Source organism: Sphingobacterium sp. LZ7M1 (assembly GCF_024296865.1).
Lineage (GTDB): Bacteria > Bacteroidota > Bacteroidia > Sphingobacteriales > Sphingobacteriaceae > Sphingobacterium.
The window spans coordinates 3,382,049-3,403,145 of sequence record NZ_CP101134.1 but is presented as its reverse complement, the minus strand read 5'-3'; the positions used below and the strand labels follow the sequence as shown (position 1 = coordinate 3,403,145).

Sequence of the window (21,097 nt, the reverse complement as noted above, 5' to 3'; positions counted from 1 at the left end):
TTGAAATTTTTCAGTATTTATCTGTCTCCACTTAACCTTAGAAGAGGCTTGTTCATTGTCAATTATTTGAGATTTTACAATATGTGTATTTAAACTTATTATAAGAATAGTTAAAATACTGATAAAAAGCTTTTTATAATTTATAGAATATGGTGATATTAGCATATACTAAATATATTAGTAAAAATTTAAGTGGTTATATTAATTGATTGTTTTTATAGAAGATATAAGTGGTTGATTAATAGTGTTTAATATTCATATTGATTTTTCCATAATTTACACTGTTTTACGTGTATTTTTGTCTTTAAATCACTGAGTTGCGATTAATAATTCAGTTAACTTTTTGCTTTGTAAATGTAGGTTAAATTTTAATAAATTCAAATGTTTGACGCTTCCTAAGGCTTTTTTTAAAATAGGATTGACGTTAGCTGGTGGGTGGATTTTTGATTTGGAAAATTTCTAGATCCAGGTGCTGGGATTCCAACTTGGTTTTCGTCCCTGTTTTATTTTCAAAAATTTGAAACCCCGGATTTTCCTGATTTTTATGAACTGGAATTTACCCATTGATTTGATCTCGATTTATTGGGTTGGTCTAGTAAATTTTTCTAGTGACATTATGGCATGTTGCGGGTGTGGGTGTTGCATGCTTATTGAGTTGTCCGGGTTGTCGGATTTATTGATTAAAAATTAATTATATTATTATGCCAAAAAAAACGACTTTTGCACAAACGATTTTTGGACCAATGTAGGATAATAAAATAAAGGAGGCGTATGGAAGAATTAGCAATGCTTGTAGCACATGTTGAGCAATTGATTGAACGTGGAGATCATACTGAGCTTGCGGATTATTTGAACGAACTAAATATTTCGGATGTTGAAGAATTGATTGATGAGCTTCCTGAATATGGCCCCCTGTTTTTAGAAACTTTAAGTCTTAAAAGAGCGGTCAATGTGTTCCGTATTTTAGACTTCCCCACCCAAGAAAGAATTCTCAAAAAATTACCGGCTTCCAAGATCCGAGAGCTCTTAAACGAGATGCCTCCGGATGACCGTACTTCCTTCTTTTCGGAACTGAAAGGTGATGTTGTAAAAAGGCTCATTATTCTGTTGACTCCCGAAGAGAGAAAGGAAGCACTGTCCTTGCTTGGCTACCCTGAAGATTCGGTAGGACGTTTGATGACTCCGGACTACATAACAGTCAAGGAACATTGGACCATGCCTCGCGTGTTGGATCACATCCGTCGATACGGTTCGGCTTCTGAAACGATTGATGTCTTGTATGTGATCGACTCGGATGGGAAGCTGATCGATGACGTTCGGATCAAGGACATTCTTCTGGCGGAGCCAGATAAGGTAATTGCAGACTTGATCGACAACCGCTTGATCTCTTTGCATGCCGATGACCCGCAAGAAGAGGCCGTGACTATTTTCCGTATGAACAATCGAGTGGCCCTTCCGGTGGTGGATGAACAGGATATCATGTTGGGTATTGTGACGATCGATGATATCTTATGGGTGGCCAATGAAGAGTATACCGAAGACATGCAGCGTATCGGGGGTACCGAGGCCTTAGATGAGCCTTATTTGGATGTTTCGATCTTTCACCTAGTGAAGAAAAGAGCAGGATGGCTTATCGTGCTGTTTTTAGGCCAGCTGTTGACTTTTAATGTCCTTCAGCACTACGAGGCCAAGTTCACTACCGTTCTTGTCTTGTTGATGCCTGTAATCATGTCTAGCGGGGGGAACTCCGGTTCTCAAGCATCCACCCTGATCATTCAAGCGATGGCGATGGGTGAAGTGACCCTTCGGGATTGGTGGATGGTTATGAAGCGTGAAATCCTTTCGGGTTTGCTGCTTGGGATAATCTTAGGTGTTTTAGGTTTCATGAGAATTGGGGTTGAGGAAGTGTTCAAGGATACCTATGGTGATGCATGGTACCTGTATGGCGCGGCAATCGGGAGTTCTTTGGTCGGTGTGGTTCTTTGGGGATCATTGGTCGGGGCGATGTTGCCATTCATACTTCGTAGGTTTGGAGCGGATCCAGCGAGTTCATCAGCTCCCTTTGTGTCGACTATTGTCGATGTAACGGGCTTAGTGATCTACTTTAGCTTCGCGACGTATATCCTGCGAGATGTTCTGTTTAATTAATTCTAATTGGTTTTGAATAACTTGCGATAAATCGCCAAAAAATATTTGCACTTGTCGGAGAAACTTCCGATAATTGCATCACCGAAAACGAAAGGGACGGTTTAAACTCCTGAATAGCTCAGTTGGTTAGAGCATCTGACTGTTAATCAGAGGGTCGCTGGTTCGAGCCCAGCTTCAGGAGCCAAAAAAAAGATCTGCAAATATTTTGCAGATCTTTTTTTTTAAGTATTTAGTAGAAAGTATTTAGTATTTAGACCTAGGTTGGCTAATCTATCCAAGTATTAAAAATTATTACTAAATATTTGAAAAGTAACTCTTCTAGACCTTTGTCCAAAATAAAGGAAAGTCTAAATACTCAAAAAGTAACTCTTCTAGACCTTTGTCCACAATACGGGAAAGTCTAAATACTCAAAAAGTAATTCTTCTAAACCTTTGTCCACAATACAGGAAAGTCTAAATACTCAAAAAGTAATTCTTCTAAACCTTTGTCTACAATACAGGAAAGTCTAAATACTTAAAAAGTAACTCTTCTAAACTCTTGTCCGCAATAAAGGAAAGTCTAAATACTAAATACTTTATACTAAATACTATTTGGTAAATACTACACCTTGTAATACTCTTCCCATCCTCTTGCTGGAGGAGGTCCATAAAGCATTTCATTGGCGAACTTGTCGTTGGTAATCTGTTTGGTTTTTGGGTCGAACTCAATTCTGTTGTTCATTTTCTGAGTGATGACTCCAAGACAGAAGACTTGGCTGAGCGGTCCTGCGATTTCAAAGGATGACCTGGTCTTTTCCGTTCCTTTGCAGGCATTCAGGAAATTTGCAAAGTGGTTTGAAGGACTAGCGGGAACTTCAGGAAGTTTTGACGCCATATCCTTGGCTTTGGTTTCTGGAATGATGGACAAGGTATTGGCATGTGATCCGCCTTTGAAAATTAAGTCTTTGGAATAGATTATTTTTCCAGGATTTAGTTTCGCGGGTTCAATTTTTCCTGTACTTGGCGGTGGAATGTTAGGGTCCAATCCTGAGACACCATAACCTTCCGGAATCTGTGGCAGGTTTGTAAGTCCATCATACCAGTTGATGTCCACTGCAGGCATATTCTTTCTTTTCGGGAAATGGAAGTTCAAGGTCGAGGACATGGGGAAGAAATAGGAATTATGTCCCTCTAGGGATTTTGCCTCAACCACGGTCGGTAATCCCAACTCGAGGAATTCATGGGAGGTATCTAAGATATGGGCTCCCCAATCTCCTAATGCACCCATTCCAAAGTCAAACCAGCAACGCCATTGACCATTTACAAAGTCTTTGTTGTAATGGTGGCCAAGCGTCTGCATTTGCCAGATTTCCCAATCTAGGGTCTCCGGAATTCTTTCTGGGTATGGGAATCCTGTGATGTTTGGATCCCAGCCATGCCATCTTCTTGGGCTATTCATATGGGCATCGATGCGGGTGACATCTTTGATGATCCCGGCATCTTTCCAAGCCTTAAACTGAAAGTAATTGGCTTCAGAGTGACCCTGGTTACCCATTTGAGTGGCAAGCTTCGGGTTTTTCCTAGCTTTTTGCATCATCAGCTCCACCTCATTGAAGGTTCTTGCCATAGGTTTTTCCACGTAGACGTGTTTTCCTTGGTCCAGGGCCTGCATGGTAATGGCAAAATGGGCAAAGTCAGGCGTTCCAATGGCAACAGCATCAAACTGATTGGCCATTTCATCAAACATTTTTCTGAAATCCTGATATCTTGGCGCATTTGGGAACATCTTGATGATTTCCTGGGTTTGTTTTGCGCCCATGTCCACATCGCAAAGTGCGACAATGTTACATTGTCCGGTTTTGTAAAGTTCCTTGATGATTTCGTTCGCTCTATTTCCTATTCCTACGCAGGCTAGATTAACTCTTTCATTGGCACTGGCAAGTTTTACTTTCCCCAGTACACTGTTGGAAAGTAAAACTGCACCTCCTGCCATTATAGACTTGCTGATGAAGCTCCTGCGTGATAAATAATGATTCATATTTATTGACAGCTAATGGTTATTTTATTTTGTTGATTTTTATTGATCGGAACGATACTTCGTCGCCATGGTCCTGAAGCAGGATATGTCCTTCCGAAGCTTCTCCAAATTTATCCCAGTCCTTGTATTTACTGATTGCTACCAAATCCTTGAATTCCTTAGATCCTCGCACATAGGATAAAACTTTGACACCGTTGAGGTAGTAGGTCACCTTGTTGTCCTTGTCCACCAATACGCGGCCTCTGTTCCATTCACCAATAGGTCTTGTGGCACCTCTACCCTTATCGGAAGTGATTAGATCATACAGGGAAGCAATGGTGCGGTTTCCATCTCTTCCTAATTTTGCATCAGGATGCTTCGCGTCATCCAAGATCTGATATTCCAATCCAATGGCAGATCCTGATGTTTTTTCCGCCAAGGTGACAAAGTATTTTACACCGCTGTTAGCACCCGGTGTAAGTTTAAATTCAAAGGACAGGTCAAACACGCTGAACTTATCCTTGGTAATGATATCGCCACCATTGGTAGATTCGCCGCCATCGGATTTCTGCACTTTGATGATGCCATCCTTGATTGACCAACCTTTTTCCGGAAAACTTTCTCCCTTTACACTTCGCCAACCATCGGAGTTCTTGCCGTTGAATAGCAATTTGCTGCCGTTCTTTTGCTCTGTCGCACTTAATGCATTGGGAGTAAGGTTTACTATGTATTGGCCTTTTGGATATGGGCTAGGTTTAAGGTTTTCAGTCTTGATCTTTATGTTTTTGAAATATACCTTTTTGCCATCCAATTCAGCAGGGATGCTGTGGACCTGTAAACCAATGAAGCCAGATGCATCGACGGTATCCACAACATAAGCTGCAGGCACGCCATTAACCCAAGAACGAAGTTCATTTCCGATGGCCTCAATACGGATATGGTTGAATTCATCCTTTTTGTATGCCGATTTTGAAGGTTCATTTAGGTCCAATGGATAGATCCATCCTCTTCTTCCTTCATCATAGACACCGCCTGCCCAAGCGCGTGGAGAAGGGTCGATCTCAATCTGACGGCCATAGACCCTTCCTTTTCCATTGTTGGCATTGGGGTCGATATGGCTTCTGGTCTGGATTCCCGAATTGGTTTTATCTCCTTCCAGTTTGATATCGAGTTCAAGGATGAAGTCGCCATACTCTTTTTCCGTGATCAGAAAGGAATTTGGGGTTCCTTTGGTCATTCTTCCAACTATTGCTCCGTCTTCAACGGTATATGGCGCTGCACCACCTGCGGATTTCCAACCAGCCAGAGTTTTTCCGTCAAACAGAGGTTTAAAACCTTTGCTATCGCTGGATTGTGCATTTGCCTGGGCGGATAGTAGTAGGGCGAGCCCTACTGAGGAGATGGATCTGATAATTGTTCTTCTTTTCATTGCTTGCTATTTTATGGTATTCAACATGTAATTTTCTCTTATTCTGCTTTAGGACCCAATACTGTTCCTTCATCAGGCACGATTAATGGTTTTTCATTTCTTTCCGCGCCAGGGTAACCAATGTTCTGGTTGATAATTCCCTTTAGGTTAGTGTTGATCGCTCCAGCTGGAACCGGCCAAAGGATATGGTGAACGGATATTTTGTATTCTGCCCATTTATGTTTTACGCCTTTGTTGTAGAAATTGCTTTTTGCTACCACACGGTCATACCAGAAATTCACCCCATTTTGTTTGATGTTGGAATTGGTGCCTCCTGGTCCGCTGATGTTTTCAAGGCTGTAGACCCTTCCTCCAAAAATTTCACAAGGCTTTCTGGTCTTAGCATAGGTATATGACATCCGGACTAATTCTACGTGCCTGTTTTCTTCGTAGTAAAGCTCTCTTGCGCGTTCATCTAGGATTTCCCCGATATTGACATCTCCTGCCTGTATAGGTGTTGCGCCGGCTCTTGTCCTAACTTCATTAAGCGCATTTGCAGCCATTCCAGGTTGGTTCTTCCAGTAATATGATTCCGCTAAAAGCAAATAAACTTCTGCCGAACGATATACATACCAAGGGGTTTCCCCGCCTGTCCAAGTGGAGCTCAAAGGATCTGGTACAAAAACCTTGTAATGTGGCCATGAGAACCAAAGACGGATGGTGTCTTCTGGGCTCATACTAGGGCTTTTGACGAAGTTTTTTCCATACCATTGACTTCCCTTAGCTTTTAGGTCTGGGCTGTTATATTTCAAGTCTTCCATGCGTTTCCAGCTGTTCATATTGTGGATGCCGCGTAGGTCGTTCTTTTCTTTGTCGGCTCTCCAGATCGAGTTGCTGAAATACCATGTAGGTCTCAACCTTCCAATTCCTCTTCCATAGGATTTGTTGAGGTCCATGGATGGGTCGGTTTCGCCAGGGGCCAAGTTTACATTGGTTCCTGTTTGGCCATCTGGTGTTTTGATATTTCCATTATTCCAGAATGGAACGGCATTACGCATGGTTTCGATTCTTGCTGAACCCTCTGCTTCTGGATAGGCAACTACATACATTAGACCTTCGGTATTGCTCATGTCCAGCTTTGCTTCAACACTGTGGAGATCAAACATCAAGTTTGTATTAGGTCGGTTCTGGTTGACGGTAAACCTGTTCTTCATCAAAGGATGTTTGGCTACTACTTCGTTTCCAACTTTGATGGCCAGATCAAAATCCTCAAGTGCCATAGCTACTTTCATCAATAGGATTCCGCAAGCTGCTTTCGAGGTCCTTCCACGATCAACTATTTCCGGTACCCATTGGTATGCAAATTCTAGATCTTTTTTCAGTCTTTTTAAGATGCTCCAGCGATCGTAAGAATAGAAGTCGTATTTAGGCTCGTTGATTTCCCAGTCCAGAAAAGGGACATCTCCAAATTGATGAACCAATTTGTAATAGCGATAAGCACGTTGGAAATAGGCTGCACCCAGGATAGCGTTCTTTTCAGCGTCATCCTTAAAGGTTGCATTGTCTATCCTGGCGATCACCGTATTGGCATATTTGATCCCTTTGTAGGCTTCATACCAATACCAACCCACACGCGTATTGTTTTCATGGTTAAGCTGTGCATCAGGTAGGAGTGCGATGTCCATGTTCATTTGAGGACCGGCTTTGTCCGTAGTCCCTTCAACAGCCACATCCGATTGGATGATTTCGGTCAGGATAGGTGCGCCATCTCCAAAAAATTCATGTCGCATATTCCGCTCACAGGCGGTCAGTGCCGAGTAGAGTCCTTCAGGTGTAGATAGGGCTACTTCAGGGGCATAGAAGGATAGGGGTTGAGGTTTTAGCCAATCTTTGCTACAGCTTTCCATCAAGGTGATGGAAGCAGTTCCAAATAAGCCGATATATAATAGTTTCTTATAAGTTTTCATGATCAATAGGTTATAGTGAGAAATTAAGGCTTAGGTTGTAGGTTCTAGGAACAGGAAATCCTTCTGGGTCACCAAATTCCCAATGTGGAGCCCACATGGCGGCATTTCTTACAGAAGCGGAAATCCTCAGGTTTCGGATGCTTGCTTTTTCCAAGATGTTGGAAGGCACCAAGTATGAAAGAGAAATATTCTCTAACCTAACAAAGGACTTATTGATGTAATTTGATCCGATATTCTTTGAACCGATTCTCGCATAATCATCGATTGGGTTTTCAGGAGTCCAACGAGGCATCACATAATCAGTGGTTCGGTCTGCGAAGTTACTGTTGTTTGCTGCACGGTTGAATCCATCAGTTTGTCCCCAATTGGAGTAAATGAACACAGAAAGGTTGAAGTTTTTATAGTTGAAGTCGTTTCTCCAAGACCAACGGAATCGCGGTGTTTTGTACCTTTGGAAGATACGGTCAGCATCAGTCATCACGCCATCGCCATTCTGGTCAATATATTTGAAATCTCCAGGTTGTAATCCGAATTTTTCAGCTTCATCAATTTCATTTTGTTGCCAGATTCCTTGTCTTTCGTAATCCCAGATACGGTCAGGGTCTTGTCCGATAAACCATCTGTTCTTGATGTCATCAGCTTCTTTCTGGCCAATAACATTGCCGGCATCATCTTTAATGTCCACCATGTCGCCATAAAGGGTTACGATCTTTCTGCGATTTAGCATGAAAATGAAGTTAGAAGACCAGTTAAAGGTTTCTTTTTGGATAATGTTTCCAGTTAAGCTCACGTCGATACCATGGCTTTTAAGTTCTCCTAAATTGGCTGCAACGCTGCTGAAACCAATGATTTCAGGTAGTTCGCGGTCAACTAATAGGTCATGGGTTGTTGCGGTGTACAGGTCAATTGCACCAGATAGGCGGCTCTTGAACATCGCGAAATCCAAACCTAAGTTATAAGAGGCTTTGTTTTCCCATTTTAGCCCCAGGTTGGCCATGCGGTTCACATACAATTGTGAGCCTAGGTAAACATTTCCTTTGGAGTCGATATATGGATGTAAGCCTGAGGTCATATCAGAAAGTGCGTCATACTGTGGGATATCGCGGTTACCATTTCTTCCCCAAGTCAATCTTAGTTTTCCGTAGTCTAACCAAGATTTAGTTCCTTCCATAAACTTCTCATTCGTGAAATTCCATGCGAAGGCCAGTGCAGGGAAGGTTGCACGAGGGTTTTGAGAACCGAATGCAGAATAACCGTCACGACGTACCGATGCGGTGAAAAGGTAGGTGTCTTTGAAAGAGTAGAATAAACGACCCATTAAGGCATCTCCAGTGCGGTAAGTGTCATCACTTTCATTCAAAGGAACCGTTCCGGCCTGTATTCTATGCCAGCCTAAGATATCGCTAGGAACGAAGTTGGAAGCTGTAGCTTTGGTTCTCCAATATTGACCTTTTTCAGCATTTTGAAGTAAAGTAACCTCAAAGTTGTGATCTCCAAAGGCTTTTTTCCAACGCAGGACGTTGTCAATCTGCCAGTTGTAGGTCCTGAAGAAGGAACGTTCCGCCGTTCCGCCCTTAGCTGCCCATTCTGGGTTCAGGGAAGAATCGTGATTGTAGTATTCTCTCCAGATGAATGATGGCGTAAAGTTGGATTGGATTTCAAATCCATAAGGTAATGTGATAACGCCGTATAGAGTTGCATTTAAAGTGTTATAGCGATCCACACGGTCTCTAAACATATTATCGAAGAATGGGTTTACTGGAGTAACATCGCCAGTAGGCAATCTTCTATAAAGGCTGTTTGGATCATCGATATTGTTAGACCCATATGGAGGAATAATTGCTGATTGCCCCCAATCTGCCTGTAGGAAACCTTCGTTTCTGGCAGCAAAGTTGGCGTTGGTTCCAACTTTTAAGAAGTTGGTGATCTTGGATTCCAAGTTGATCCTGGTCCTGAAGTTCTTGAACCGGTTTCCAACGATAAAGCCTTCGCGATCTACATGGTTAAGGGAGAAATAGTAGTTTAGGTTATCCGTTTTATTGGAAATACTTGCTGTATAATCTTGCTGGATTCCTTTGTGAAAAACTTGATCTTGCCAGTTTGTTTCTTTCCCAATCAGGTAATTTTCAATTTCTGGAGATCTCATTTCTAACCTTGCTAACCAAGAGCGGATCAATTGTTCTTCCGTTACGGTTGTTGCAGGGTCTTTTTGGTCATAGTTATACCATGCCAATTGATCCACATTTGTCAATTTTCTTGGATCCACAAACATTTCAGGATATTTGTCGTGGTAATCTTGGGCTCTTTTACCCATTTCATAATCATAACGATAGGCTAGGAATTCCTGTCCATTCATGACCCTTGGCATGTAGGAGTTTTCTACGAAGCCAAAATTGCCATTCAACGTAATGGTTGGTTTACCGGAAGCACCGCGTTTGGTAGTGATCAATACGACGCCATTTGCTGCTCTAGCACCATAAACTGCAGTTGCACTTGCATCTTTTAGGATATCGATGGAAGCAATGTCATTTGGGTTGATATCAGCAAATGTTCCATCAAAGATAACCCCATCTACTACATTGAGTGGGCTAGCGCCAGCTTTTAGGGTTCCTCTTCCTCTTACTAGAAGATCCGCGTCGCCCTTCGCTGTATTTCCTTGGCTGATTACAATACCTGCAGCATTTCCTCTCAATAGATCTTGGACCGACCTAGGGGCTTCTTTTTCAAGCTTTTCGGCTTGTACAGAAGCAACGGCACCAGTAAGGTCCTTTCGTTTTTGAGTACCATAACCTACTACAACGACTTCATCTAAGTCTTCTGCTTTAGGATGCAAAGAAATCTGTAAATCTTGACTGTTGATTGAAACGGTCTGTGTATTGAAGCCCGTGTGGGTAATTGTCAGGGATCCTCTAGTACCGTTTGTTAATTCCAGTTCAAATTTTCCGTCTCCATCAGATAAGGTTCCATTTTTTGTACCTGTCTGCATGATGCTGGCTCCTTCAACAGGAGTGCCATCCGTGGATTTGACGGTCCCTCGTATGAGGTTTTGGTTTTGCTGTGAAAAACAGGGGTCTGCAGAGAGCAGAATCATCCAAAACGAGAATAGGATGAGTAAAACATACTGTTTTGTCATAATTTAAAGAGTTTAAGGTTTACAATTCATTTTCCATTTCGAAAGCTTGGTAAATAGGCTTAGGAAGCGGAAAATGGAGTTAGATAATGAATGATCTGTAATGGTTTATATCACAATAATAACCAATAAAGTAACTGACTTAGCTAAACCGTTATATCTTTATTTACGAAAACGTTATAGTTGAAAAGAGTGAATGAATGAGGTGTTTTTTGGTTGATTATCAGGGTTTTGTATGTTTTTAGCTATAGGTTTGGAAGGGCGTTGATAAAACTGTGCTTTTCATGATTTCATAATAGAGTATAGGTCTTATTTTAAAAATAATTATATTGTGGAATCAACTTATCCATTATAAACAATTTATGCTATTACTAGGGATTGACTTAGGGACCTCTTTTATTAAAGTTTCCGTGTTGGATGCACAGACCGGGAAACGAATTGTTTCTGCCCAATATCCAGAGACGGAATCTGAAATCATTTCGCAGCAAAAAGGTTGGGCTGAACAAGACCCTGAACTTTGGTGGCAAAATACCAAGAAAGCCATATTGAAAGCCAATGCTAGTGGTCAATATGATCCGAAGGATATCGCTGCCATTGGAATTGCCTATCAAATGCATGGCCTAGTGCTGGTTGATAAGGACCAGAAAGTACTGCGCAATTCCATTATTTGGTGTGACAGTAGGGCAGTGGAAATTGGAAACGAGGCTTTCCAATCCTTGGAACCTAAAGGTTTTCTAAGATCGCATCTTAACTCTCCTGGTAATTTTACGGCATCAAAACTGTCCTGGGTAAAGAACAATGAGCCTGAATTGTATGAAAGGGTTCATAAGTTTATGCTTCCAGGCGATTTTCTATGTATGTGCCTGACTAAGCAGATCAATTCTAATCCGAGTTCCATTTCTGAAGGCATTCTTTGGGATTTCGAAAAAGACACCTTATCAGATACTTTATTGGATTATTATGGTATAGATCAGTCTTTAGTTCCTGAGGTGCAAGCAATCTTTTCAAACTATGGTTCCATCGATAAGGCTGTAGCCACTGAATTAGGGCTATCGGAGAAGGCTATAGTAAGCTATAAAGCGGGGGATCAACCTAATAATGCATTGTCACTAGGTGTAATTGATGCTGGGGAAGTCGCAGCAACGGCCGGCACCTCCGGTGTGATCTATGCTGTTGCGGACCATTTGATTTTTGATAAGCAATCAAGGGTGAACAGTTTTGCCCATGTCAACCATAGTAAAGAACAAAGTAATATCGGTGTGCTATTATGTATTAATGGAACCGGTATCCAAAATAGTTGGATCAAAAAGCTGACAGCTCAAGGCCTGGATTACGATCAGATAAACCAAAAAGCTGCTGAAGTTGCTATTGGTTCTGAAGGGATTGTTGTATTGCCATTTGGAAATGGTGCTGAACGCATGCTGAACAATAAAACTGTCAATGGGCATGTTGAGAATCTCGACTTTGTGCGACATGACGCTTCCCATATTTGGCGTGCCGTCCAAGAAGGGATAGCCCATTCGTTTCGTTATGGCTTAGATATCATTAAGGAAAATGAAATCCGTCCTACGGTTATTAAGGCCGGTTATGCCAATATGTTCCTGAGCCCTGTGTTTCAGCAATCCTTTGCTGGTGTAACCAATGTACCAGTCGAACTTTATGAGAATGACGGAAGCGTTGGAGCGGCATTAGGAGCGGGAATTGGAGCACAGCTGTATAAAGATAAAAAAGAGGCCTTCTCGGGCTTGAAAAAGATAAAGACCATCGAACCTCAGCATAAGGATATCTATAATGACCTCTATGCAAATTGGAAGAAAAGTTTATTACAGAAATTATAATCAACTATAAATATGAAAGTTTTAATTGGAGAAAAAGAGTATTTCAAGAATATCGGGCAAATTAAGTACGAAGGCTTAGATTCCGATAATCCACTGGCATTTCGCTGGTATGACGCTAAAAAAGTAATCGGCGGAAAGACTATGGAGGAGCATTTTAAATTTGCATGTGCCTATTGGCATTCATTCAATGGAAACGGAGCGGATCCTTTTGGTGGGCAGACCCATTTCTTTCCTTGGGATGAAAAATCGAAAACACTAGATCGCGCAAAAGATAAGATGGATGCCGCTTTTGAGTTTATGACGAAATTGCAATTGCCATATTACTGTTTCCATGATGTAGATTTGGTGGACTATGGTAATGATGTCAATGAAAATGATTCCAATCTGGCGGCAATCGTCGAATATGCGAAGGAAAAACAAAAAGAAAGTGGAATTAAGTTGTTATGGGGTACAGCCAATCTTTTCAGTCACCATCGTTATATGAATGGGGCTTCCACCAATCCTGATTTCCATGTTTTGGCGCATGCTGGGGCTCAAGTGAAAGCAGCTTTAGATGCAACAATAGCCCTAAAAGGTGAAAACTATGTGTTCTGGGGTGGTAGAGAGGGGTATATGTCCTTGTTGAATACCAACATGAAACGCGAACAGGAGCATTTGGCAAAATTCCTACATATGTCAAAAGATTATGCCCGTAAAAATGGTTTCAAAGGAACATTCTTTATTGAGCCGAAGCCATGTGAGCCAACAAAACATCAATATGATTATGACTCCGCGACGGTTATCAGCTTCTTAAGGCAATATGATCTTTTGGATGATTTTAAATTGAACATTGAGGTTAACCATGCAACATTAGCCGGTCATACTTTCCAACATGAATTACAGGTTGCAGCGGATGCAGGAATGTTAGGTTCAATCGATGCCAACCGTGGGGATTACCAAAACGGATGGGATACCGATCAATTCCCAAATGATCTGAATGAATTGACAGAAGCGATGTTGATTATTTTGGAAGCAGGAGGCTTACAAGGCGGTGGAGTGAACTTCGACGCGAAGATCAGAAGAAATTCAACTGATCCAGAAGATTTGTTCTATGCTCATATTGGCGGGATGGATGCCTTTGCCAGAGCATTGGTTACAGCAGATAATATCCTTCAGAAATCTGAGTTCAAAAAAATCCGTAAGGATCGTTATGCAAGTTTTGACAAAGGAAAAGGAGCGGAGTATGAACAAGGCAAATTGACTTTAGAGGATCTGAGAAGCTATGCGGTAGAGAACGGTGAGCCAGAAATGAGAAGTGGAAAACAAGAATTCCTAGAGAATTTAGTCAATCGTTATATTTAGTCGATCGAATTGATAAGATAATTTTCGTTGGATATGAGTGGATTACGTATTGAAAGGCTTTTTATTAATAAATTTTCAATTTTTTGTTTGTGTATTAATTATTAAAAACCTATTTTTGTACCACTTTGAAGATGAGGGCAACCTTATCAATTCGAATTCCTGAATAGCTCAGTTGGTTAGAGCATCTGACTGTTAATCAGAGGGTCGCTGGTTCGAGCCCAGCTTCAGGAGCAAGATAAAACAGCCGGCCAATCGCCGGCATTTTTTTTATAACATAATTTATATCCATGAGTTTAGTAATCGTTGGAACAGTTGCTTTTGATGCCATTGAAACCCCATTTGGTAAAACAGATAAAATCGTAGGTGGAGCAGCAACATTTGCTGGATTAGCAGCATCTTATCTATTCCCAGATGTTAAATTAATTTCTGTAATTGGTGAAGACTTTGGAGATGATAACTTAAACATCATCAAATCAAGAGGGATCAATGTTGAAGGTATTGAGGTTATTCCTGGAGGAAAATCTTTCTTCTGGTCTGGAAAATACCATAATGATATGAACAGCCGTGATACATTGATCACTGAACTGAACGTATTGGCTGATTTTGACCCTAAAATCCCTGCTTCTTATCAAGACTGTGAATATCTGTTGTTGGGAAACTTGACCCCAGCGGTACAGATGGCAACTTTGAAACGTTTGGATAAGAAACCGAAGTTAGTGGTATTGGATACCATGAACTTCTGGATGGATGTGGCATTAGATGAGTTGAAAGAGGTGTTGAAGAAAGTTGATGTGTTGACAATTAACGATGCGGAAGCAAGACAATTGTCTGGAGAGTACTCATTGGTGAAAGCAGCAGAGAAGATCCTTCAGATGGGACCTCAGTACCTGATCATTAAAAAAGGTGAGCACGGAGCTTTGTTGTTTGGGGAAGACCAAATCTTTTCAGCGCCTGCATTACCATTAGCAGATGTATTTGATCCAACAGGAGCTGGAGATTCTTTTGCAGGTGGTTTTATCGGATATTTAGCAAAGTTACAGTCCGTTAATTTTACCAATATGAAGAACGCGATTATTTTTGGATCTGCTTTGGCTTCCTTCTGTGTGGAGAAATTCGGAACAGAAAGATTGCAGAATCTGAGCAGTGAAGAAATTTCGGAGCGTATTCAGGAGTTTGTAAAACTTTCAAAATTCGAGATAAGCGAATAAGCTTATCTCGAATTTCTTTTTAGGCTTCCCTTAAATTAGCGTAAAAGTTTTAAGGGAATATGGCTTAATCTACCTAAACCTTTAATAATATTTTTTTTCGGATGCTTAAAGAGAATTAATTCTCTTTGAATTTATATGCAGTAAGTGTCTTTTTCATGGACTTTCTTGCTACATGTATCCTTGTTTTTACTGTTCCTATTGGAATCTGCAAATGGTCAGATATTTCATGGTATTTATAACCTTCGAAATACATGGTGAAAGGAACATAATATTCATCGGATAACTTGGAAAGAGCATAGTTGATGTCTTCCATGATGAATTTGTTTTCACCATTGTTTTTTGCTGCAGATACAACTAGGTTAATTTGTGAAATTTCTTCCTCCTTTGTGATAAAGGAATTCGTTTTTACTATGCGACGGTAATTATTGATAAAGGTGTTCTTCATAATGGTGTAAAGCCAACCTTTCAAATTGGTTCCGTCCCTGAAGTTCTTGAAGTACGTGACGGCCTTTAGTAAGGTGTCCTGTACTAAGTCGTTAGCATCTTCATGATCACGGGTGAAGTTTCTGGCATAACTTCGAAGTGATTCAGAGTGCTTAACAACTAGTGAGTTAAATTCGATCTTGTTCATACAATTAGCGATTATAGTATAGTTAAATGATGCGATGTGTTTCAGGCAAGAGCCTGATTTAAGCTGAACAACCGAAAAAATTATTAAGCCATAATATTTCTACGCTACTATGTACAATTCTTGTGCAGTAAATTAATAAAATTGTGGATATCGATATTTTAGTAGAAGGAATTTTCGCAATACGAAAGTAGATTAAAAACCTGTATCGCCTTTTATTGTATTATAATCAATGATTATTGTTTTATAATAAAAAAAATATCGGAGTCACGAAAATGTGGAAAACTTTTATAGTATGTTTACTTCACGTTCTAAAAGTACACCAAACTGTGTATTGACATCGTCCACAATAGTAGACGATACTTCAAATATTTCATTACCCGATGCTTTTCCGATGTTTGTGAGGACTAAAGCCTGATTTTTCCACACGGCAACCTGTCCAACCGATTTTCCCTTCCAGCCACATTGCTCTATCAGCCAACCTGCCGCAAGCTTTTCATGGTCGGGGTCCATGGTATAATGTACGATATCGGGAAATTGTTTTTGAAGTTCTGAAAATTGTGCTTTCGCGACAATTGGATTTTTAAAAAAACTGCCTGCATTGCCTATAGTGGAAGGATCAGGAAGTTTTTCAACACGGATATAGGATACCACCTCTGCGACATCTTTGATGCTTGGAGCACGAATTCCCCTTTTCTCCAATTCGCTTTCAATGGCTCCATAGCTCGTGTTGATCTTTCCAAACAGTTCAAGCTTGTAGGTCACACTGCAGATAATGAATCTACCCTTATAATCCCTTTTGAAGATACTGTCACGATAGGAGAATCGGCAATCTTCATTGTTGAAAGTGATAAACTCCCCAGTTTTACAATCAAATGCACGGCATGAATAGAAGATATGCATCAATTCCTGTCCATAGGCGCCGATGTTCTGGATAGGGGATGCGCCAACTGTTCCTGGAATCAGGGCCATGTTTTCCAAACCTGGGAAATCATGGTCTATACAGTACCAAACGAGGTCGTTCCAAACTTCTCCGCCAGCAGCAGTGACGAATACTTGGTTTCCTTCAATGAAATGTTGTATCCCTTTATTGGCCACATGGACGATGAGTCCTGGATAGTCTTTGGTGAAAAGTACATTGCTTCCACCGCCTAAGATGAAAAATTCGTTTTCAAAAGCTCCTGCAGAAAATAAGTCTTTTAAAACCTGCTCATCTTCTACTTTAATATATTGATTTGCCATGGCCTCAATACCAAAAGTATTTAGGTTTTTTAGGGATTTATTCTCTTGAGTCGCGTTTTTCATTTTTTTGACCGAATCCTTTAAAAGTTCGAAAAATTAATCTATCTTAGTTTACAAGGCTGTAAAGATAGGTAAACGGCAAATTATAAACTAATTTTATTGTGTATGGCAAAAAATGCAGATGCGAAAAGGGTGAAGATATTGGAGGCGGCAAAGCGTAGATTTGCACATTATGGATTAGCAAAAACGACCATGGCAGAGATTGCCCAAGATCTATCATTTTCTAAAGCCTTACTTTACTATTACTTTCCGGATAAAAACAGATTATACGCCGCAGTATTTGAAATGGCGGTTGATGAGATCGTGAATGAAACCACGGAAAAAATCTCCCAATCCAAAAGTGTCAATGAAGCTATGGATGCTTTCCTCTGTACCAGATTACGCATTATCAAAGACAACTTTAATCTGTTCGAATTCAGTTATTCGCTAAGAAATGAGATGCCACCAGATATCGAAGCGATTTTACCTTCTCTGTTCGAAAAGGAAATCAAACAGGTCTGCCTCGTTTTGAGAAAAGGTTTGGAGACCAAAGAGATCGAAGTCGAAGAAATTGAAATAACCGCCAAGATCTTGTTGATTTCTTTATTGGGGATGCGTATAGGTATCCTTCAGGAATTTAAGAATCTTTTCCTGCCACCATCCAAAGAAGAGTTTGATTATATCCTGAACCTTCAGAAAAAATTGGCAAAAATCTTTATCAATGGCCTAAGAGTTTAGGTTCTTTTCCACAATATTTTTCACGATGAGGTGAGCATGGATCCTAGAGTTTTCTATGAACCATAGGTGCGTGTTCAATCCTCCGCAAACGACTCCAGCCAGATAGAGGTTTTCTACGTTTGTTTCCATCGTTTCGGGATTATGGGCGGGAATACAAGGTGCCGTTGTAGGAACATCGATACCGACCTTTTCAAGGAATTCAAAGTTTGGTCGATAGCCTGTCAGAGCCAAAACAAAATCATTTTCGATACTGATCAGTCCTTTCGGAGTCGAGACCTGAACTTCTCTTTCCCCGATACTTACAATATTTGATCGGTAATGGACCTTAACCTCTCCATTTGCAATGCGGTTCTCGATATCTGGGCGGACCCAATATTTTACCCTTGGACTTACTTCCTTGCTTCTGATGATCAATGTAACATCTGCACCTTTTCTATAGGTTTCAAGTGCTGCATCAATGGAAGAATTGCTGGCTCCAACGACAATAACTTTTTGGTTAGCATAATAATGAGGGTCATCATAATAGTGCCTTACCTTATCCAAACCTTCACCCGGTACTCCGAGGTACATTGGGATATCATAAAAACCTGTAGCTACGATTACATTTTTGGCTCTATAGATCGATTTGGTGGTAGTGACCTGAAAAGTGCCATCAATTTTGTTGATGGTCAATACCTCTTCAAATAGATGGGTTTTTAAATTGAACTTCTTTTCTACCCGACGATAATATTCCAAAGCTTCTGCACGTCTGGGCTTGGGGTTTGTTGTGACAAAAGGCGTGTCGCCGATCTCCAATCGCTCCGAGGTGGAGAAAAAAGTCATGTTGATCGGATAATTGTATAGGGAGTTTGTCAAACAGCCCTTTTCAATGATTACATGGCTTAAGTTGTTTTTCTTTGCTTCAATTCCACAGGCGATCCCAATCGGACCTCCGCCTACTATCAATACATCAATTAAGTTGTCCATTAGCCATTTCTATTTGTCCAGGATGGATAGCGCTTTCTTTCTCCATCACATCCAAGGTAGATTTGTATAAATCTGAGGAAATTTTATTTAAAAATTGCAATTGTTCTGTAATTAATTTGGTTTCCACGGGGTTCAACGTTTCAGGCGTAATCTCGGGAAAATCACTTACAGGAATAAATTCATCTGCACCTTTAATGGGAACAGCCTCGATAGATTTGCTGACATTCTGAAGCACCTTTTTCAAGAGTGTCAAGTGTTCCTTGGTGTAGTTAGTATCTGTAGCTTCCGTTAATTGCGTTAGCAAGGTGGCTCCATAGGAGGAAAGGATATGGTTTAAGATAACCAATCTATTGACCTCTTTGGTGCTCTTTTGCCTCCATTTAGGTTCAGAGAGCATTCTCTGGAATGTAGAACCCATATTGGCAGAAGCAATGTAGAGTTCCTTCCGCGAAAGCTTATAGCTGGTCACCGTGATCTCCTCGCCTGATAAAATCCTAACCGCCTGAGCGAGGTATTTATAATTGGCAATCAACAATTGCCTGATATTGTTCTTGACCTGGAAACTTTCCCAATTTGGAAAAATAATATAACTCGATAAGAAGGCGATCATACCACCCAGGAAAGTGTCGAAAATCCTTTCCTTAGCAACCTCAAAAGTGTTGAGTCCTGAAAAGCTCAGCATAATCAAGACGTATGGCGTCATGAACATGACTGCCATAATATAATTTACTCGGAATAGGCTATAGGCAATCAAGAAAAAGAATATCAAAATAACAAACCTGGCCACCTCCGAATGTACGGTCATCAAGATTATTGCGCCTATGATTCCCCCTATGATAGTCCCCAAGAGGCGTTGGAAGTTCCTTTCTTTGGTCAATCCGAACCCTGGTTTCAAGATCACCATAATGGTCAGTAATATCCAATAACTTCCCATAGTGCCGATATTGAAAAAATCCAGATTGAAAACGACATAGGTAATGGCCATTACGATAGCCATCCGTAGAGCGTGTCGGAAAATACTTGAATTGAAGGAAAGGTTATCCTTCAATTTTCTCAAGTCAATATGTTCGGTTTGGATAAACTTAGATGCTTCCTCGATTTCCTGTTTCTTGATGTTGTTCGGTCTTACAACCGCATAATTATAGATATTATGGATAAAAATGCTGATGTTCCTCACGCTGATCAAGATCTTTTTCAGCGGGATACTATTGATATTTTCTTTTTTCTCGAGCGCATCGATGGAGCGCATGATGTTTTCAATATCCTCCTTAAAATTGTACAGCGGCTTTGGGACACGATTGGCATTCAATTGATAGGCAAGGTGGTCCAATTCGTTTGCTGTCTTAAGCAACAGGTGCTTAAAATCCTTTAAGATACCCGTATGACCATATTCCTTTCTGATCAATTCATAATCATAATGCGTGGTCATGGACTGTTCAAATAGATCTACTACATCATTAAAGGTCAAGGTCAGGTACCGGCCAATTTTGGTGGTGTCCTTAATGGACCTTTTGCTTTGGAAAAGGAGATCCCGCACATTTTCTTGATGCTCATGTACTTCAATCTGTTTGTCGATGAGTTTAGTATAGTTCTCATCAATAGATTTATTTATATCATAGAAATTTGCGCGAAGTCTAATGAAATCACCTACGTGCCTAATGGTTTCTGAAAGCTCCTGTTGGGCCAATCGATAGGGTCTAGCCTGGGTAATCGAGAAACTGATGAGCATATACCAAATAGCACCTAGGGAGAAATAGAAGAGGAGCATGATTTCCTCTTGGAAGCTGTTCACATCATCGACATAGATCAGCATGATCAGGATCCCCATCGATCCAACGGTGGCTGCTCGTGCATTGAAGACGGCAAACATGGAATAGGTAAAACAAAGAAAGCCCAATACGACAGCCATGATCCAAATATTCCCATTGGCTAAAAAGGTGATGAACTGGGTCAGGATACATACGATTAAGCAAGCGATCATCCCCGTTCTGCGATGCGATGGAGCTCCAGGTGTGTCGGAAAGTCCCACTAATAATGCCCCCAAAGAAATATAGGTTCCCAAGAGGAATTTGCCCAAAGAGGCACAGATCAAAATGGGAACAACACAACCAATGGTAATGCGAAGACCGTCAGCAAAATACTGACTGTAGAAGAAATTGCTTAATTCTTTGGTTTTTTTCATGTTTTGTCGAAACAAAGATACGTAAGCAGTGGTTAAATAATGGAGTAAAATGCATGAAATTCAATAAAATCTTTAATTATCCAAGCGATTGAACCCATGTCGTGAAAATATTAATGATCCGTTCCTTAAACTGAGGAAATATGAGATTGATTTTAAAGTTTCCATATTTAAACACATAGCCTGCATTATCAAAATAGCAATATTTTTGTTTAGTTAGTGTAAATAATACAATTAGTTACTTAAAAAGATATTAAAATGATATATTT

Annotated in this window: 13 protein-coding genes and 2 tRNA genes; 7 read left to right on the top strand and 8 right to left on the bottom strand. The window is 40.6% G+C overall.

Going from position 1 to position 21,097, the window contains the following annotated elements:
- Positions 1-771: 771 nt before the first annotated feature.
- Both mgtE and NMK93_RS14675 read left to right on the top strand, forming a co-directional pair.
- Positions 772-2,148, top strand: a complete 1,377-nt coding sequence (gene mgtE, locus NMK93_RS14680; RefSeq protein ID WP_185214112.1) for a magnesium transporter — start codon at positions 772-774, stop codon at positions 2,146-2,148.
- Between the two features lie 107 nt (positions 2,149-2,255).
- A tRNA-Asn gene (locus NMK93_RS14675) sits at positions 2,256-2,332 on the top strand.
- A gap of 417 nt (positions 2,333-2,749) precedes the next feature.
- On the opposite strand, the gene NMK93_RS14670 is transcribed toward NMK93_RS14675, so the two are convergent.
- From NMK93_RS14670 to NMK93_RS14655, 4 genes are read right to left on the bottom strand one after another with little or no spacing between them, the layout of a single operon-like run.
- Positions 2,750-4,165: a Gfo/Idh/MocA family oxidoreductase gene (locus tag NMK93_RS14670; RefSeq protein ID WP_254528110.1), complete on the bottom strand. Its 1,416-nt coding sequence runs from the start codon at positions 4,163-4,165 to the stop codon at positions 2,750-2,752.
- A 19-nt stretch (positions 4,166-4,184) separates the two neighbouring features.
- Complete coding sequence (locus NMK93_RS14665; protein ID WP_254528108.1) at positions 4,185-5,573, bottom strand: DUF1080 domain-containing protein; 1,389 nt, start codon at positions 5,571-5,573, stop codon at positions 4,185-4,187.
- A gap of 38 nt (positions 5,574-5,611) precedes the next feature.
- Positions 5,612-7,519, bottom strand: a complete 1,908-nt coding sequence (locus NMK93_RS14660; protein WP_185214049.1) for a RagB/SusD family nutrient uptake outer membrane protein — start codon at positions 7,517-7,519, stop codon at positions 5,612-5,614.
- A 10-nt stretch (positions 7,520-7,529) separates the two neighbouring features.
- The gene (locus NMK93_RS14655) at positions 7,530-10,652 is read right to left on the bottom strand and encodes a SusC/RagA family TonB-linked outer membrane protein (protein WP_254528106.1); all 3,123 of its coding nucleotides are present in this window, start codon (positions 10,650-10,652) and stop codon (positions 7,530-7,532) included.
- A 359-nt stretch (positions 10,653-11,011) separates the two neighbouring features.
- Here NMK93_RS14655 and NMK93_RS14650 point away from each other — a divergent pair, with 359 nt between their 5' ends.
- From NMK93_RS14650 to NMK93_RS14635, 4 genes are all read left to right on the top strand, one after another.
- On the top strand, positions 11,012-12,487 hold the full coding sequence (locus NMK93_RS14650; RefSeq protein ID WP_254528104.1) for a xylulokinase: 1,476 nt from the start codon (positions 11,012-11,014) through the stop codon (positions 12,485-12,487).
- A 12-nt stretch (positions 12,488-12,499) separates the two neighbouring features.
- The gene (gene xylA / locus NMK93_RS14645; protein WP_185217608.1) at positions 12,500-13,828 is read left to right on the top strand and encodes a xylose isomerase; all 1,329 of its coding nucleotides are present in this window, start codon (positions 12,500-12,502) and stop codon (positions 13,826-13,828) included.
- 157 nt (positions 13,829-13,985) lie between these two features.
- Positions 13,986-14,059: transfer RNA gene (locus tag NMK93_RS14640), tRNA-Asn, on the top strand.
- A gap of 56 nt (positions 14,060-14,115) precedes the next feature.
- Complete coding sequence (locus NMK93_RS14635) at positions 14,116-15,036, top strand: PfkB family carbohydrate kinase (protein WP_254528102.1); 921 nt, start codon at positions 14,116-14,118, stop codon at positions 15,034-15,036.
- A gap of 115 nt (positions 15,037-15,151) precedes the next feature.
- On the opposite strand, the gene NMK93_RS14630 is transcribed toward NMK93_RS14635, so the two are convergent.
- Both NMK93_RS14630 and murB read right to left on the bottom strand, forming a co-directional pair.
- Positions 15,152-15,667: an RNA polymerase sigma factor gene (locus NMK93_RS14630; protein WP_185214044.1), complete on the bottom strand. Its 516-nt coding sequence runs from the start codon at positions 15,665-15,667 to the stop codon at positions 15,152-15,154.
- 285 nt (positions 15,668-15,952) lie between these two features.
- Positions 15,953-16,969, bottom strand: coding sequence for a UDP-N-acetylmuramate dehydrogenase (gene murB / locus NMK93_RS14625; RefSeq protein WP_254528100.1), 1,017 nt, complete (start codon positions 16,967-16,969; stop codon positions 15,953-15,955).
- A gap of 102 nt (positions 16,970-17,071) precedes the next feature.
- Here murB and NMK93_RS14620 point away from each other — a divergent pair, with 102 nt between their 5' ends.
- Entirely contained in the window at positions 17,072-17,683 is a 612-nt protein-coding gene (locus NMK93_RS14620) for a TetR/AcrR family transcriptional regulator (protein WP_185214042.1), read from the top strand.
- On the opposite strand, the gene NMK93_RS14615 is transcribed toward NMK93_RS14620, so the two are convergent.
- Positions 17,672-18,649, bottom strand: a complete 978-nt coding sequence (locus NMK93_RS14615; RefSeq protein ID WP_185214041.1) for a YpdA family putative bacillithiol disulfide reductase — start codon at positions 18,647-18,649, stop codon at positions 17,672-17,674. The genes NMK93_RS14620 and NMK93_RS14615 overlap by 12 nt on opposite strands.
- Positions 18,633-20,831, bottom strand: a complete 2,199-nt coding sequence (locus tag NMK93_RS14610) for an FUSC family membrane protein (RefSeq protein WP_254528098.1) — start codon at positions 20,829-20,831, stop codon at positions 18,633-18,635. Before NMK93_RS14610 ends, NMK93_RS14615 begins: the two co-directional genes overlap by 17 nt.
- Positions 20,832-21,097 lie beyond the last annotated feature (266 nt).